The organism is Xanthomonas prunicola (genome assembly GCF_025266575.1).
In the GTDB taxonomy this organism is placed as follows: domain Bacteria; phylum Pseudomonadota; class Gammaproteobacteria; order Xanthomonadales; family Xanthomonadaceae; genus Xanthomonas; species Xanthomonas prunicola.
The window spans coordinates 1,217,816-1,234,202 of the sequence record NZ_CP096142.1 but is presented as its reverse complement, the minus strand read 5'-3'; the positions used below and the strand labels follow the sequence as shown (position 1 = coordinate 1,234,202).

Here is a 16,387-nt window from a genome sequence, read left to right as displayed (position 1 = left end):
GCTTGCATGCGTTGCGCGTGTGTACGCGGTACGTGTGGCGTGCATGCAGTCACTGCTGCGCTGAATTGGTCAGCTTTACGCGTGCGCTGACGCATCTGCGTCCCAGCTGCTGCGACGCACCGCCGTTATCCTTGTCGAATGAATACGAGGTGGCAGCAATGAGCCGGCGCGGCGGCAGTGCAGATCTTCCGCTGCATGGCGGACGCGTTCCGCATTGGTTGGGGGAGCGGATGACGCGGCTTGGTGCGGTGATGTGCGAGGCGATCGTACACAGCTATGGGCGCGATGAATTGTTGCGGCGGCTTGCGCACCCGTTCTGGTTCCAGTCGTTGGGCGCGGTAATGGGCATGGACTGGCATTCGTCGGGCATTACCACGAGTGTGATCGGTGCACTCAAGCGTGGGTTGACGCCGTTGTCCAGCGAACTGGGTCTGCATGTGTGTGGCGGGCGCGGCCGGCATTCGCGCGCTACGCCTGCAGAATTGCTGGCAGTGGGCGATGCCGTAGGGCTGGATGGCGCCGCATTGGCGCAGGCCAGCCGACTGGTCGCCAAGGTGGATAGCGCCGCAGTACAGGACGGCTTCGATCTGTATCTGCACAGCTTTATCGTCAGCGACGACGGCCGCTGGGTCGTGGTGCAGCAGGGCATGCACGGGCAGCGCAAGCAGGCGCGCCGATATCACTGGCTCTCCGAAGGACTGAGCAGTTTTGTGGATGCGCCGCATGCCGCCATCGATGGTGCGCATCAAGGCAACATCGTCAATCTTGCCGACCGTCGCGCGGCTGCCTCGCGCGATGCGCAGGTGGAGTTGTTGCGTAACACAGCGCCGGATCAGCTGGCACGCCACTGGCAACGGATTGCGGGTGCGGAGGCACCTGCTGCAGCGACTGCTGTGCAAGCTCCGGTCACCGGCGATCTGTTCGCCGGGCACACCTGGGACCCAGCGCAGCAACCGCATCTGTCCATGCCTGATCATCATGACGTGCGCAGCGAAAACGTGATCACCCGCCGTCTGCACGCCAGCCTGGCCGCAGCCGCAGAAGCGGGTCCCCGCGATTTCACCGCATTGCTGCAAGTCCCCGGCGTGGGTGCACGCACCTTGCGCTCGCTGGCGATGGTGGCCGAAGTGGTGCACGGCACGCCATGCCGTTTCAGCGACCCAGCACGCTTTTCGCTTGCACATGGCGGCAAGGACCGGCAACCGTTCCCGGTGCCGACACGCGTGCTCGATCACACGATCGGGGTACTCAAGCAGGCGATGCAGCAGGCCAAACTCGGTAACGACGAACGCTTGCAGGCGATCGCGCGGCTGGACGCTCAGGCGCGTCGTCTCGAAGCCACTGCACACGGGCCGACAGTGGAAGACTACATCGCACAGGAGCGCCGCGATTCGCATCGCTATGGCGGGCGCAGCGTGTTCGGTTGGGAACCGGCGCCGGAGGGCGCGCATGCTGTGCAGGCGATGCGCGCGCATGCAGGTCGCCGATGAGCGTGCGCGAATGCAGCAGTACGCCGATTGCTATCGATGGGCGCTGTTTCACCTATGTATTCCCTTGTCAGTGGGAAGACCATTGCAAGATCGGTTTCTCGCGTGATCCGTTGGGGCGCATCGGTAGCTTGCACCCGCGCTGGTTCGAGTTTTTCGATCTGGAACGCGGGGTGCTGGTAGAAGCCGAGCGCGAGCGCGATGCCCGCGATTTGGAGTTGCAACTGCGTCGCCCCGTGCTTGCGCATAACGCACCGGCACCGATGGCCATCCGCGCAGCAGCCGGCGGCCATACCGAATGGTTTCGGGGCGTAGGCGAGGCATTGGAAAATGCGGTAGCCGCATTGCAACGGCACGGGTATCGCGTCTTCGTGTTGCGCGATTGGCTGCAGGCGTCAATGGCGCAGCGCATCGATCGACTCTACGACTGGGCCGCAGTGCAGTTGAGCGCGGACGAGCTGGATGGCCTGACAGGTCCCACGCCGGCGCAACGCGCGCTGGGCGATGTGCTCGATGGCTATCGCGCATTGGATTTACCTGTGCAGGCGCATCTGCCCGAACACATTTGGGCATGGCATTGCCGCAACAGCTACGCATTATTGCCAGCACGTTGACATGCTTCGGCTCAGGGTCGCCTCACCCCGCGGGAGCGCCAGATGCAGAGTGCGCAACTGCCATTGACCGAGGCGTTCAAGGCGCTGTTTTCGGTGCGCCAAGTGCAAGCCGCCGAAATGGTGATTGCGCCGGGGAAAGGCGAAGGCGGGCCCGACAATCGCCACCGTGGTGCCGACCAGTGGTTGTACGTGGTGGATGGCACCGGCGGGGCCCTCGTCGAGGGGCAGACGCATGCGCTACAAGCCGGCAGCCTGATTGCCATCGAGCGCGGTGAAACACATGAGATCCGTAACACTGGCCACACACCGTTGAAGACGGTTAGGTTCTATCATCCGCCCGCCTACGCTGTGCAAGGCAAACCACGACCGGCCGGTGAGGCGTAGCGTGTCGCTGGCGGATGTGGTGATGCGATCAGTCTCTGTGCAGGCGCATGGATGGCAGGACGCCAGCCGTGCTGCAACGGCAGGTGAGCATCGTGCCCACTGCGTATTGACGCCGCGCTTGTGACATCGAGCAACCATCCATCGCCTGGGAAGTGCCATGCCGCAGACCAAGACGCGCCGCGCTGCCGCCAAGGACAAGCGCGAAGGCAAATCGGCAAGTAAACAGGCTGGCGAATACGTCAAAGAAGAAATCGACCAGGTGCGCGGAGGCGCGCACGGTGTGAAAAGCACCAAGCAGGCCATTGCGGTCGGATTGTCCAAGGCGCGCGGCGATGGCGTGGATGTTTCAGCGTCCGGCTCCGCGTCCAAGGCCGCCAAGAAAAAAGCCGCGCAGGACAAGGCAGCTGCAATTTCCAAGAAGCCGGTGTCGCCTACACGCTCGGCGGGCGCCAAGAAAGCTTTAAAGACAGCGAGCAAGGGCACCACCGACAAGAAGACGGTGGGTAAGCAGGCCTTGTCTGCACAGGCCGCAGGCGCTGCCAAAAAGCGCGTGGCCAGCGACCGTTCGGCAGCAGCGAAGAAGGCGGCAGAGACCAAGGGCCCGGCAGTGCGCAAGGCGGCCGCGAAGAAAGCGGCTGCGACGCGGAAGCGTGCCGGAACCAAGGACGCCTAGCACTGCTACCTGATGTGGCGATTAGTTTTCAGGTGTGCGCGGACGGAGCGGAGTAGCTGGAGGATACGAGTGGTCCATGCCACCTCGGATACCGACTTTGCCCGCCTAGTTGCTGCGTAGTTGTTTTATAGCCACTTTTAGAACAAGCAAAAAGGCTGCCGCGCAGCAGGCACGAGGAGCGCTGCTGATGCGGCAGCGCGTCCCACCTCAACCGTAGTCCGGTACTGATTCATGTACGCGTTGCTGGTGCCGGGATTGCAAGCGTGGGCGTAGCCAAGCTGCACAAGCGTCTTCATCGAGCGAGCCATCCGCCAGGCCGATATAAAAACCGTAAAGCTGCAGATCGCCTGCCTGCAAAGTGGCTCCGTTGAGCACGATGAAGGTTTCGCACGCCACAGCTGCGGTGCGTTTGTTGCCATCGACAAATGGATGATTGCGGGCCAAGCCATACGCTAGGCTGGCTGCAAGCGCCGCCAGGTCCGGAGGTGGTTCCCCATACGCCGACAATTGTTTAGGTCTCGCAAGCGCTGAGTCGAGTAACGCATCGTCGCGCACACCGCTTCCACCACCATGCTCGGCCAGCTGGCGGTCGTGAATAGCCAAGACAAGTGGTCGCTCGATCCAGATGATCATGCGTGTGGGTTACTGCGCCAGCTTGTTGAGCAAAGTGCGGCGGTCGCGCATCACCTGCTCGGCCACATCCATCTGCGCCGCCAACGTCGGGTCGAAGGCGGTCAGCTTGATGCCGTCGGGCGTTTCCAGCGCATAGAGTTCGTCGCCCTTTCCAAGCCGCAGGCGCGCTAACAGTTCCTTGGGCAGGATGACGCCGGCGGAGTTGCCAATCGCAGTGATCTTGAGTTTCATGATGCCACCTCGCGTTAATACGTAAGTTATAACTCCGTCCTCGACCGGTCGCAAGCGGTGTGCTGAAGCGGCTCAGCTAGCCAATCTCGCCTGCTGCGACCGATAGGTGTACAAATGTACACCTTGTCCCGCCCGGCTGCCGCGCTCCGATGCCACCACTTACCCCTCAACGTGCCGCCGTGCTGGCGTTCCTGCAGGAGCAGGCCCAGGCAGGCGTATCGCCCAGTCTGGCCGAGATCGCGCAGGCCTTCGGGTTTGCCTCGCGCAATGCCGCGCAAAAGCATGTGCAGGCACTGGCCGAGGCCGGGTTGATCGAGCTGCTGCCCAATCAGAAACGCGGCATCCGCGTGCCCGGTGGCGCCGGGCGCGATGCCTTGCTGGGCTTGCCGGTGCTGGGGCGGGTGGCGGCGGGTGTGCCGATCGGGGCGGATATCGGCCTGGAGCGGCAGCTGTGGCTGGACCGCACGCTGTTTTCCTTGCGTCCGGATTACCTGCTGAAAGTGCAAGGCGATTCGATGATCGACGACGGCATCCTGGATGGCGACCTGGTCGGCGTGCATCGCAGCAATGAGGCGCGCGATGGGCAAATCGTGGTGGCGCGGGTGGATGGCGAAATCACCATCAAGCGCCTGGAGCGCGGTGCCGAACGCATCCGCCTGTTGCCGCGCAACCGCGCGCATGCGCCGATCGTGGTGGCGGCCGATGCCGACTTCGCGATCGAAGGGCTGTACTGCGGCCTGATCCGGCAGGGTTGAGATGAGCGAGCCCGTGCCGCTGCGACAACACGGCAATGCCGCGCTGGCACTGCCGCTGGATGCCCTGCTGGCCGCGCGCACGGTCTGGCGTGCGGGCCAGGGCACAGCCACCGCCAACGGCGGCGAATCCACCGGGCATGCGGCACTGGATGCACTGCTGCCCGACGGCGGCTGGCCGCGGCGTGCGTTGACCGAGTTGCTGTTGCCCACCCATGGCATCGGCGAGATTGCCTTGTTGCTGCCTACGCTGGCACGCATGACCGCCAGCAGCAGTCGGGTGGTGTTGGTGGCGCCGCCGTTCATTCCTTACGCACCAGCGTGGCAGGCGGGCGGGGTGGTGCTGGAACATCTGGAAGTGGTGCAGGCCGAGCCGCGCGAAGCGTTATGGGCGTTCGAACAATGCCTGCGCAGCGGCGCGTGCGCCGCGGTGCTGGGTTGGCCGCAGACTGGCGATGCGCGTGCGCTGCGGCGGTTGCAGGTGGCGGCCGATAGCGGCAATTGCTGTGCGTTCGCGTTGCGCGACCGCCGCCATGCGGTGAATGCATCGCCGGCGGCCTTGCGGCTGGAATTCCTGCCCGAGCGCGATGCCTGGCAGGTGCGCAAATGCCGCGGCGGTCAGGTGCCGTCGCAGCCGTTGCGGCTGGCGCATTGAGGCGCGCATGTTGTGGGCCTGCATCCTATTGCCGCAGCTGGCGCTGGACGCCGTTCTACGGCGGCTTGAAGAGCCGCAGGCGCCGCTGGTGCTGGTGCAGGGGCCAGCGCAGCTGCGCAGCCTGCATTCGGTCAATCCCGCTGCTGCCGCTGCAGGATTGAACCCCGGCATGCGCCTGTCTGCGGCGCATGCCTTGATGGAACAGGTGCGCACGGTCGATTACGACACGCAGAACGAAGCGCGTACCCAGCGGTTTCTTGCGGCCTGGGCGTATCGGCATAGTTCGTTGGTGAGCCAGCAATGGTCGCGCGCCATCGTGCTGGAAGCCGGTGCCAGCTTTCGCCTGTTCGGCCCCTGGCCGCGCTTCGAGCGTCGCCTGCGCAATGAGCTGCAGGCCTTGGGTTTCCAGCACCGGCTTGCGCTGGCGCCCACACCGCGTGCGGCGCGCGTGTTGGCTGGCCTGCGCGACGGCATGGTGGTAACGCAGTTGCCGGCTCTGCACAGCACGCTGGATAAGGTGCCGGTGCGCCGCGCCGCGTTGCCCGACGATGCCGGCGAGCGTCTGCAGCACATGGGCGTGCGCACGCTTGCGGCGGTGCGCGCCTTGCCGCGTGACGGGCTGCGCCGGCGCTTCGGTGCGGGCCTGCTCGATCATCTGGATCGCCTCTACGGCACTGTCGATGACACGCTGGAGTGCTACGCGCCCCCGGACCACTTCGACCAACGCGTGGAGCTGGGCTACGAGGTGGAAACCCATCCGGCACTGCTGTTCCCGCTGCGCAGGTTGATCGGCGATCTGTGCACGTATCTGTCCATCCGCGATGGCGGGGTGCAGCGTTTTTTGTTGCGTTTGGAACACGAGGAAGGCGCGACCGATGTGGAGATTGGCCTGCTGACGCCGGAGCGTGCGCCCACGTTGTTGTTCGAGCTGGCCCGCAACCGGCTGGAGCGGGTGGAGATTCCGCAGCCGGTGGTGGCGATGCGGCTGTTGGCGCGCCAGCTGCCACCGTTCGTGCCGGCCATGCGCGACTTGTTCGACCAGCGTGCGCAGCAGTCGGTGGATTGGCCGCAACTGCGCGAACGGCTGCGTGCGCGCCTGGGCGATGAGGCGGTGTACCGCGTGCTGCCGGCCGACGACCCGCGCCCGGAGCGCGCCTGGCGTCGCGCCATCGGCGATGCGGTGCGCGAAGCCGCCGCGCCGCCACGCCCGCCGCGGCCCACCTGGTTGCTGCCGCAGCCGGTGCCGTTGCACGATCCGCACCTGCGCATCGTCTCCGGTCCCGAACGGCTGGAAAGCGGTTGGTGGGACGACGACGAGGCGCGACGCGATTACTACGTGGTGGAGACCGCGCGCGGCCGGCGCGGCTGGGCCTTCGCCGCGCCTGGCCGGCTAGATGGCTGGATGCTGCATGGGTGGTTTGCGTGATCGCAGGCATGCCAGCGCGGTCTCTTGGCACGTGCCGCCTGGCGGGTGGTTGCGGCGCGGGGGTGCATGGCCGATGCCAGGACTGCAGGCAACACGCAGCAGTATCTGCAACGACGCGATCTGCCGCGCATTGCAACATCGTATGGCGCAGCGTTGTTGAAGGCATCCGCCCATGAGTTGGGATGACGCCATCGATGGTGTAGACCGCGACACCCCCGGCGGGCGCATGCCGCGCGCCTGGAATGTGGCTGCGCGGCTGCGCGCTGCCAACGACGACATCGTCCATGCGCAGCACGCCGACGGCCTGCCTGGCTATGCCGAGCTGCATTGCCTGTCGGACTTTTCGTTCCTGCGTGGCGCTTCCAGTGCCGAGCAGCTGTTCGCACGTGCGCAACACTGCGGCTACAGCGCCCTGGCCATCACCGACGAGTGCTCGCTGGCCGGCATCGTGCGTGGCCTGGAATCCTCCCGCGCCACCGGCCTGCGGCTGATCGTCGGCAGTGAATTCACGCTCGTTGACGGCACCCGCTTCGTGCTGCTGGTGGAAAACGCGCACGGCTATCCGCAGTTGTGCGCGCTGATCACCACCGCGCGGCGTGCGGCAGGCAAGGGCGCGTATCGGCTCGGGCGTGCCGAGGTCCAGGCGCAATTTCGCGATGTCCTCCCCGGTGTGTTCGCGCTGTGGTTGCCCGGTGCGCAGCCGCAGGCCGAGCAGGGCGCCTGGCTGCAGCAGGTGTTCGGCGAGCGAGCGTTTCTGGCGGTGGAACTGCATCGCGAACAGGACGACGCAGCGCGTCTGCTTGCCTTGCAACTGTTGGCGCAGCAACTGGGCATGACTGCATTGGCCAGTGGCGATGTGCACATGGCGCAGCGCCGCGAGCGCATCGTGCAGGACACCTTGACCGCCATCCGCCACACCACCCCGCTGGCCGAGTGCGGCGCGCATCTGTTCCGCAATGGCGAGCGCCACCTGCGCACGCGACGCGCCCTGGGCAATATCTATCCGCAGGCGCTGCTGCAGGCCACGGTGGAGCTGGCCGCGCGCTGCAGCTTCGATATTTCCAGGCTTGAATACACCTATCCCCGCGAACTGGTGCCGGAGGGGCATACGCCGGCGAGTTATCTGCGAAAACTCACCGAGGAGGGGATGCGTGAGCGATGGCCGAATGGTACGCCAGAGAAAGTGCGCGACGATATCGAGAAAGAATTGGCACTGATCGCCGAACTGGAATACGAGGCTTTCTTTCTCACCGTACAGGACGTGGTGCGGTTTGCTCGCTCCCAAGGCATCCTGTGTCAGGGACGTGGGTCTTCAGCAAATTCGGCAGTCTGCTATGCGCTCGGCATCACGTCGGTTGATCCGATCAAGACGCGATTGTTGATCTCGCGCTTCTTGTCCAAAGCACGTAACGAACCGCCAGATATTGATGTGGATTTCGAGCACGAACGCCGTGAGGAAGTGCTGCAATACGTCTATAACAAATACGGCCGCGAACGCGCGGCGCTGGCGGCCACGGTGATCTGCTACCGCGGCAAGAGTGCAGTGCGCGATGTGGCCAAAGCGTTCGGTCTGCCGCCGGACCAGATTGCGTTGCTGGCCAATTGCTACGGCTGGGGCAATGGAGACACCCCGATGGAGCAGCGTATCGAAGAAGCCGGATTCGATCTGGCCAATCCGCTGATCAACAAGATTCTTGCGGTCACCGAGCACCTGCGCGATCACCCGCGTCATCTGTCGCAGCATGTCGGGGGTTTCGTCATCTCCGACGAACCCTTGTCGCTGCTGGTGCCGGTGGAAAACGCCGCGATGGCCGACCGCACCATCATCCAGTGGGACAAGGACGATCTGGAAACGATGAAGTTGCTCAAGGTCGATTGCCTGGCGCTGGGCATGCTGACCTGCATTCGCAAGACGCTGGACCTGGTGCGTGGCCATCGGGGTCGCAAGTACGCGTTGGCGACGTTGCCCGATGAGGATGCGGCGACCTACAAGATGATCCAGCGCGCCGATACGGTTGGTGTGTTCCAGATCGAGTCGCGTGCGCAGATGGCGATGCTGCCGAGGCTCAAACCTGCAGAGTTCTACGACCTGGTGATCGAAGTGGCGATCGTGCGCCCTGGCCCGATCCAGGGCGACATGGTGCATCCGTACCTGCAACGTCGCAAAGACAAGAGCCTGATCAGCTATCCCTCCGAAGGCGTGGAGAAGATTCTCGGGCCGACACTGGGGATCCCGCTGTTCCAGGAGCAGGTCATGGAATTGGTGATACACGCCGGCTACGACCCTGACGAGGCCGACAAGCTACGCCGTTCGATGGCGGCCTGGCGCCGCGGTGGCGATATGGAATCGCATCGCGTGCGTATTCGCGGATTGATGGAAAACAAGGGCTATGCCTCCACCTTCATCGACCAGATCTTCGAGCAGATCAAGGGCTTCGGTTCCTACGGCTTTCCGCAAAGCCATGCCGCCTCGTTCGCCAAGCTCGTCTATGCCAGCTGTTGGCTCAAACGGCACGAACCCGCCGCATTCGCCTGCGGGTTGCTCAACGCGCAGCCGATGGGGTTCTACTCGGCCAGCCAGATCGTGCAGGACGCGCGCCGTGGCAGTCCCGAGCGCGCGCGCGTGGAGGTGCTGCCGGTGGATGTATTGCACAGCGACTGGGACAACACCCTGGTCGGTGGCCGGCCCTGGCGCAGCGACGAAGACCCCGGCGAACAACCGGCGATCCGGCTGGGCATGCGCCAGGTCGCTGGATTATCGGAAGTGATGGCCAACCGCATTGCCGCTGCACGCGCGCAGCGGGCCTTCGCCGATATCGGCGATCTCTGTCTGCGCGCCGCACTCGACGAAACGGCGCGCCTGGCCTTGGCCGAGGCCGGCGCCTTGCAGGGCATGGTGGGAAACCGCAATGTCGCGCGCTGGGCGATGGCCGGCGTGGAAGCGCGCCGGCCCTTGTTGCCCGGCAGCCCGGAAGAGTGCCCGGTAGAGTTCGAGGCGCCCCGGATGGGTGAAGAAATCCTGGCCGACTATCGGTCGGTGGGCCTGAGCCTGCGCCAACATCCCATGGCGCTGCTGCGCCCGCAGATGCGCCAGCGGCGCATCCTGGGCCTGCGCGACCTGCAGGGCCGTCGCCACGGCAGCGGCGTGCATGTCGCCGGCCTGGTCACCCAGCGCCAACGCCCAGCCACCGCCAAGGGCACGATCTTCGTCACCCTGGAAGACGAACACGGCATGATCAACGTCATCGTCTGGTCGCACCTGGCGCTACGCCGCCGCCGCGCGCTGCTGGATTCGCGTCTGCTCGCCGTGCGCGGCCGCTGGGAACGCGTGGACGGCGTGGAGCACCTCATCGCCGGCGACCTGCACGATCTCAGCGACCTGCTCGGCGACATGCAGCTGCCGTCGCGCGATTTCCATTGATGCTTTTCGGGCCGTGGATTGCGGCTAGGTTCTATGTGCGTTCTATACCCAACTGCTGGCTTTTTGGGAACGCTCCGACCTTCCTGACAACCGTTTTTTTCGGGAAGAGGCCTTCGCGGTAGCGCGTCACCATGAAGATCATATTCGTCATGCTGCTGGCGTCGGTTGCAGCTAGGGCGCAAGCTCCGACACCTCAAGCACGGTCTAGTGAGAGTGACGCAATGAACAACGACGCAAGAATAATCGCCGTGGACCACACAGGCTTCGCGGTATCGTCATTGGACGAAGCTGTTCGGTTCTGGACAGGAGCACTCGGCTTTAAGCTTGAGCGGCAGTCCGAGATGGGGGCGATTTCCTGTATCAGGTGACTGGTGTCGATGATCCCAATGTAAAAACGGCAATCGTCAGGGCACCAGACGGTTATGTGATCGAACTATTACAATATTCAAAAGGGCGCCAGAACGGGGCGGTGCCGAACAGCGCGGGGGCGATTGGTGCGGCCCACCTAGCTCTGACCGTAAACGATATTCATGCCGCTATTGCTCGCGTGGAGGCAGCAGGATGGAAGGCGAAGGGTAGTCCACTGCCGATTGCGGGTGGGCCAAGGAAGGGAACGCTGGTGGCCTACGTTTCAGGCCCCGACCAAATCACGATAGAGCTTATGCAGCCGCAAGCCCATTAATGGGCATGCGGGAGTTTTCCCGCTTCACCATCGTTATTGGGAAGCATGCCGATATTGGTCAGACGCTGACGGGGTCGCGCCGTTCCTCCAATGTCTGGACGAGTACGGCTAGGCTGATCGATGCCAGACGTTCGACCAGCAGCCGTTCGGCTTCCTGTAGCGCGTCGCTCACAGCCTCGTTGACGACTGCCGCGATCTGGCACCCGGACTCAGGACGTTCGATCCCGATCGCGAAGGCGCGGGCCGCCAATCTGTCCAAATCACTGCGTGGTGCCAAGGCCGACTGACGCAATCGATGCGGTCGTGTGCCCGTAAATTGTCGAGCTCGCTTGCTGCGCTGGTTGCTTCGGGCCAAGTGGCCAAGCAACGTCCTGAGTCACGCAGCCACAAGCGTGAGTAAATGCATCTGCCCCAGGTCATTGGCAGCAAACCGGTCTGTGCTACACCATGCATATCCGCGCGGCCGCGCTGGCTTGTCTTTCACCCACGAGGCGATCATGAAGTTGGAGGCGTTGTTCGACCAGTTGCACACCTTGCCCACCGTGCCCAAGGTGGCGCAGGACCTGATCCGTCAATTCGACGATCCGCAGACCGATATCGATACGCTGGCGCACAGCATCGAGCGCGATCCGGTGATTGCCGCCAAAGTGTTGCGGCTGGCCAATTCGGCGCGTTTCCATGGCCTGCGCGATTCCACCAGCGTCGAAGACGCAGCCATGCGGTTGGGCTTCAACACCCTGCGCACGCTGGTGCTTGCCTCGGCGATGACCGGTGCGTTCCGCGCCGGCCCCGGCTTCGATCTGAAGTCCTTCTGGCGCCATAGTTTCGAGGTGGCCGGCATCTGCCGCCTGCTGGCGCGCCAGCACGGCCTGGATCCGGAAACCGCCTTCACCTGCGGCATGATGCACAACATCGGCGAGTTGCTGATCCAGTCCGGCGCACCGGATTACGCCAGCCGCATCAATCACGACACCTCATCGGCCGGCCACGCCGCCGAAGAAACCCTGCAGCTGGGTTTCGGCTACCCGGAAGTCGGCGCCGAGCTGGTACGTCGCTGGCAGCTGCCGGTGATCATCCAGCAAGCCATCGCCTATCAGGTTCGCCCGGCGGCCGCGCCCGACGGCGCACGCATGCCGTTGCTGGTCGCCCAGGCAGTGCAGGTCTCCGATGCGTTGCATGCGCACGGCGGCGCCACCCCGGCGGCATTGGAATCGGTACGCGGCCCGCTGATGGACGGCGTGGATCTGGAGGCCTTGTTCGCCGCGCTGCCGGAGGTGATCGAGGCCGATCGCGCGTTTGCTGAGTTGCTGCACTAAGCCTGTTCGGCGCCTAGCCGGTGGCTGCAAGTCTGTTGCTCACGCGCAGTGCGGCAGCGGCTGCCGGTATCGTGTGGCAGGCGATGCGTCGCCTGCCACACCAATCGACGAGCTACTTGCCGAAGTATTTGGAAATCCGGGGATACACGTCCGAGAAGCGCGAGTAGTAATCGGGATCGCGCCGCGCCGAGCAGGACGAGGTGCCATCGAACAAACCACCCCGCAGCTGGTATGCGCCGTTCCTTGCCACGGTGAACAAACCCGAGCCGGAGGAGCCGTCTTCGGTGACGCCCTCGTGCCAGTGCACCTGATATAGCGGGCTCTTGTCCTCAAAGGAGGTCTCGAGCGCGGTCACGGTGCCTAGCGAGTATTTTTTGAGCGCATTGTTCGGGTGGTGGATGCCGACGATCGGGGTGCCGATGGCACCGATCGCAGCGCTGCTCCAACCTGCATAGAACGCCCCCGGCGGTGGCGGGCTCCTCAGCTCCAGCAGCGAGATGTCGCGTGTTGAGTTGGCGTAGCGCAACACCGCGCCGCCACTGAGTGTGGTCGCCTGTCTGCTGACGGAGGTGCTGTTGCAGCGTGCTGCATCGTAGAACCAGTAGGTCTGCAAGGTGTTGGCAACGCTCTGGGTGCTGACGCAATGCGAGGCAGTCCAGAACAGGTGACGTTTGCGCGAGTTGGCGTTATTGAGCAAGGTGCCGGTGCACGAGAACGACCCATTGCTGTCGGTGATCACCATGCGCGCGACTGCGCTCGACGCATCGAGAAAGCCGCGACTAGGGTGGGCACGGCAGACGATATCGCTTTCGCAGGAGCTGGTGTTGCCGATGGCGCTGAACATGAAGTCCTGCGTGTTGGCACTGGGGCTGATATCCAGATGCGATAACTGGGGGATGCTGAGGCTGAAGTTCTCGGGATATTGGCCCGCCGGCAGCGCGATCTCGATCAGCAGGTCTTCTCCGTCGACAACCGGCGACCAACCGATGGCATCGCCGGCGGTGACGAAATCGGCACCGGAGCGCTCAAAGACATGCCCGTGGTTGTCGGCGAAGCGCAACACCACCTGGGAGGGCATGCCGGGTGTTGCACCGGCGCCACGCAACACTAATGCCGCACGGAGCGAGGCCGCCTTTGCGGAGCTGAGCTTCAAGGTGGCCACGCGCGTGCCATTGCCTGCGAGTTGCCAGTCCAGCGCGGCCAGGTTCACCCGCGGCTGCGGGACCGCACGCGAAAAGCCGATCTGCAAGGGTTGCCCATGGTTGAGCTGCGCAATGCGGCGCTCACGCAGCAGGCTCAATTGCTTGTCGGTGGGGGCAGCCAGGTGTGCCACCTGGGTGGACATGAGGCCGCCATGCAAACCTGCCGACTGCAGGCTCGCAGCACCGAGTTGCTCCGGTTGCGGTGCCGCGCTCACTGGCGCTGCATCCATCTCAGTGGGGGGCGCGGCGAGCGCAGGGGTTGAAACGGCAGAAAGCAAGGCGAGACATAAGGCGTTGTGGCGATACATGGCAGGTCCTTTGGTCAGGAGCGGCAGGTGGCGGAATGAGCATGCCGTCTCATCCGGGCCGAATGAAGGTGGCGAATCTTCACCGCTTGGTCGGTGCGGACAAGCTCACACGCAGCTTGCCTGCCTCTGCAGGGAGCAACATTGCGGCCGCACCCTTACTTCGCTGTCCCGTTGATAGTTTCGCTGGCAGGTGGGTGCCATCGGACGTCTGACTTGCGATCGGTTCCGGGTGGTCCATGCCTTGCTTCGCGCTGATCTGGCAGCTTCCTGCAGTGATCCAGCGAGCTATCGCCGGCAGGCCTGCCCTGCGGTCGCGTCCAAGCCCACCGGCCACAGCACGCACACTGTCACGCCGCGCCGCAGCTGGACTCGCGTCGGCCCAGGCGCTAGCGTGGTACGGATTTTTTGCCTACAGGGGAATGCCCAATGAGCCACGACGCGCAGCCGCGCCAGCTCACCTTCCGTGCCGTCGTGCTGGCCATCGTGCTGGCGGTGGTGCTTTCGGCCGCCAACGCCTACCTCGGCCTGTTCGCCGGCCTGACCATTGCCACTGCCATCCCGGCGGCGGTCGTGTCGATGGGCGTGCTGCGCCTGCTCGGCGGCGGCACCATTCTGGAAAACAACATTGTCCAGACCGGTGCGTCGGCCGGCTCGTCGATCGCGGCCGGGGTGATCTTCACCATCCCCGCGCTGGTGATCATGGGCTACTGGCCGGACTTCAAGTACTGGTGGGTGCTCGGCATCGCCGGCATGGGTGGCCTGCTCGGGGTGCTGTTCTCGGTGCCGCTGCGGCGCTCGATGATCGTCGAAGACCCGCTGCCCTTCCCCGAAGGCAAGGCGGCGGCCGAAGTGCTCAAAGCCGGCGAAAATCCCGGCCCGGGCCTGAAGATCCTGGCCGCCTCCGGCGCCATCGGCGCGCTGGTCAAGCTCGCCGCCGCCAGCGGTTTGCGCGTGATCCCGGACACCTGGGCGCAGGCCACCTACCTGGGCAGCAGCCGTCTGGTCGGCTACATCGGCACCAACCTGTCGCCGGCTTTGCTGGGGGTGGGCTACATCGTCGGCTTGAACGTCGGCATCGTGGTGCTGTCCGGCTCCATCCTGTCCTGGCACATTGCCATCCCGCTGTACCAGCAGTTTTTCATGGGCAGTGACCCGGCGCTGGCGCAGAGCCTGGTCGGTGCGTCGGCGGCCGATACCGCCTTCGGCATCTGGGGTGCGAAGATCCGCTACCTCGGTGTTGGCGCGATGTTGATCGGCGGCGTGTGGACCTTGTTCTCGCTGCGCAAATCGCTGTTCTCCGGCGTCAAGAGCGGCTTTGCCGCCGCGCGCAAGAGTGGCGGCGGCGTGGTTGCCGAGACCGAGCGCGATCTGCCGATGAAGTGGATGCTGGTGGCGCTGGTGCTGTGCACGCTGCCGCTGCTGGGCCTGTATCAGGCCATCGTGCAGCAGTGGCATGTGTCGATCCCGATGACCATCATCATGATCGTGGCAGGCTTTTTGTTTGTGTCGGTGTCGGGCTATCTGGCCGGCTTGATCGGTTCGTCCAACAATCCGGTGTCGGGCATCACCATCTCCACCATCCTGTTCGCCTCGGCGGTGCTGGTGTTGCTGCTGGGTAAGGACGGTCTGGTGCCGGTGGGCATCGGCGCCGCACCGCTGGGCGCAGTGGCGGCGATCATGATCGGTGCGGTGGTGTGCTGTGCGGCGGCGGTGGGCGGCGACAATCTGCAGGATCTCAAGGCCGGTTATCTGGTCGGTGCCACGCCGTGGAAGCAGCAGCTGATGCTCGGCATTGGCGCGTTTTCGTGCGCATTGATCATGGCGCCAGTGCTGAATCTGCTGGCCCAGGCCTACGGCATCGGCCCGGCAACGCCACAGCATCCCAACTCGCTGGGTGCGCCGCAGGCCACGTTGATGGCCTCGGTGGCCAAGGGGCTGTTCGGCGGCCAGCTGCCGTGGAGCATGATCGCGATCGGTGCCGGCGTGGGCGCGGCGATCATCGCGCTGGATGAATGGTTGAAGGCCACCGGCAAGCGCTTCCGCGTGCCGGTGCTGGCCGCGGCCATCGGCATCTATCTGCCGCTGGAACTGATGGTGCCGATCTTCATCGGTGGCCTGATCGCGCATCTGGTCGAGCGCTTCCACAACATCCGTGCCGACGACGAAGACGGCCGCGACCGCGTGCATCGTCCGGGCGTGCTGTTTGCCGCTGGCCTGATCACCGGCGAGGCATTGATGGGCATCGCCATTGCGGTGCCGATCGTGCTGTCCAGCCGCGCCGATGTATTGGCGTTGCCGGCTGCGTTGCAGCTCAATCAGTGGTTTGGCCTGGCGATTCTGGCCCTGGTCGGCTGGCTGCTGTATCGCGTTGGTAAGCGCGGCGAACAGGCGGTCTGAGTGTGATGCTCGATGGCGCATGCGGTCTGCATGCGCCATCTGCAAGCCGCGTATCGTTATATGCGCTGCTTGATCCATTACCGATCTGATTGATCGAGAAACAGCTGCGTGGGCCACCTGGCTCAAGGCAACTGCGAAACACGTTGCGCCTGCCAGCGCTGCAATGGCGCCTGGTCGTCCGCACGACGCACTTCGACTCAACGTTG

14 protein-coding genes and 1 pseudogene are annotated in these 16,387 nt (G+C 64.5%); 11 read left to right on the top strand and 4 right to left on the bottom strand.

Translation table 11 applies throughout. The features are described 5' to 3' along the window. Window positions 1–158 precede the first annotated feature (158 nt). From M0D43_RS05220 to M0D43_RS05205, 4 genes are all read left to right on the top strand, one after another. Entirely contained in the window at window positions 159–1,490 is a 1,332-nt protein-coding gene (locus tag M0D43_RS05220; protein ID WP_252163811.1) for a DUF763 domain-containing protein, read from the top strand. Further along, window positions 1,487–2,101 carry a GIY-YIG nuclease family protein gene (locus M0D43_RS05215; RefSeq protein WP_252163810.1) on the top strand — a complete coding sequence of 205 codons (615 nt, stop codon included), beginning with the start codon at window positions 1,487–1,489 and terminating at the stop codon, window positions 2,099–2,101. Before M0D43_RS05220 ends, M0D43_RS05215 begins: the two co-directional genes overlap by 4 nt. Before the next feature lie 42 nt (window positions 2,102–2,143). Next, window positions 2,144–2,485: a cupin domain-containing protein gene (locus tag M0D43_RS05210; protein WP_252163809.1), complete on the top strand. Its 342-nt coding sequence runs from the start codon at window positions 2,144–2,146 to the stop codon at window positions 2,483–2,485. A 157-nt stretch (window positions 2,486–2,642) separates the two neighbouring features. Then, on the top strand, window positions 2,643–3,158 hold the full coding sequence (locus tag M0D43_RS05205; protein ID WP_260808011.1) for a DUF6496 domain-containing protein: 516 nt from the start codon (window positions 2,643–2,645) through the stop codon (window positions 3,156–3,158). 207 nt (window positions 3,159–3,365) lie between these two features. Here the strand turns inward: M0D43_RS05205 and M0D43_RS05200 are convergent, their stop codons facing one another. Beyond that, window positions 3,366–3,791, bottom strand: coding sequence for a type II toxin-antitoxin system death-on-curing family toxin (locus tag M0D43_RS05200; RefSeq protein WP_252163807.1), 426 nt, complete (start codon window positions 3,789–3,791; stop codon window positions 3,366–3,368). A gap of 9 nt (window positions 3,792–3,800) precedes the next feature. Next, entirely contained in the window at window positions 3,801–4,022 is a 222-nt protein-coding gene (locus M0D43_RS05195) for an AbrB/MazE/SpoVT family DNA-binding domain-containing protein (RefSeq protein WP_010363114.1), read from the bottom strand. 149 nt (window positions 4,023–4,171) lie between these two features. Between M0D43_RS05195 and lexA the strand changes: the two genes are divergently transcribed. The 5 genes and pseudogenes from lexA to M0D43_RS05170 all read left to right on the top strand — a co-directional run bounded on the left by lexA (window position 4,172) and on the right by M0D43_RS05170 (window position 10,958). After that, window positions 4,172–4,777, top strand: a complete 606-nt coding sequence (lexA, locus tag M0D43_RS05190) for a transcriptional repressor LexA (protein WP_252163806.1) — start codon at window positions 4,172–4,174, stop codon at window positions 4,775–4,777. 1 nt (window position 4,778) lies between these two features. Further along, window positions 4,779–5,429: a translesion DNA synthesis-associated protein ImuA gene (gene imuA / locus M0D43_RS05185; protein WP_252163805.1), complete on the top strand. Its 651-nt coding sequence runs from the start codon at window positions 4,779–4,781 to the stop codon at window positions 5,427–5,429. Window positions 5,430–5,436: 7 nt separating this feature from the next. Then, window positions 5,437–6,855: a Y-family DNA polymerase gene (locus tag M0D43_RS05180; protein WP_260808010.1), complete on the top strand. Its 1,419-nt coding sequence runs from the start codon at window positions 5,437–5,439 to the stop codon at window positions 6,853–6,855. 172 nt (window positions 6,856–7,027) lie between these two features. Further along, complete coding sequence (locus tag M0D43_RS05175; RefSeq protein ID WP_260808009.1) at window positions 7,028–10,276, top strand: error-prone DNA polymerase; 3,249 nt, start codon at window positions 7,028–7,030, stop codon at window positions 10,274–10,276. A gap of 221 nt (window positions 10,277–10,497) precedes the next feature. Then, window positions 10,498–10,958 (top strand): annotated as a pseudogene (locus M0D43_RS05170) (VOC family protein). 58 nt (window positions 10,959–11,016) lie between these two features. Here the strand turns inward: M0D43_RS05170 and M0D43_RS05165 are convergent. Then, a complete protein-coding gene (locus M0D43_RS05165; protein WP_260808008.1) occupies window positions 11,017–11,250 on the bottom strand; it encodes a hypothetical protein in 234 nt (77 codons plus the stop codon). A gap of 205 nt (window positions 11,251–11,455) precedes the next feature. Here M0D43_RS05165 and M0D43_RS05160 point away from each other — a divergent pair, with 205 nt between their 5' ends. Next, window positions 11,456–12,274, top strand: coding sequence for an HDOD domain-containing protein (locus M0D43_RS05160; RefSeq protein ID WP_252164963.1), 819 nt, complete (start codon window positions 11,456–11,458; stop codon window positions 12,272–12,274). Window positions 12,275–12,386: 112 nt separating this feature from the next. On the opposite strand, the gene M0D43_RS05155 is transcribed toward M0D43_RS05160, so the two are convergent. Further along, window positions 12,387–13,784, bottom strand: a complete 1,398-nt coding sequence (locus M0D43_RS05155) for a trypsin-like serine peptidase (RefSeq protein ID WP_260808007.1) — start codon at window positions 13,782–13,784, stop codon at window positions 12,387–12,389. 426 nt (window positions 13,785–14,210) lie between these two features. On the opposite strand from M0D43_RS05155, the gene M0D43_RS05150 reads away from it, so the two are divergent. Then, the gene (locus tag M0D43_RS05150; protein ID WP_252163800.1) at window positions 14,211–16,181 is read left to right on the top strand and encodes an OPT family oligopeptide transporter; all 1,971 of its coding nucleotides are present in this window, start codon (window positions 14,211–14,213) and stop codon (window positions 16,179–16,181) included. Window positions 16,182–16,387 lie beyond the last annotated feature (206 nt).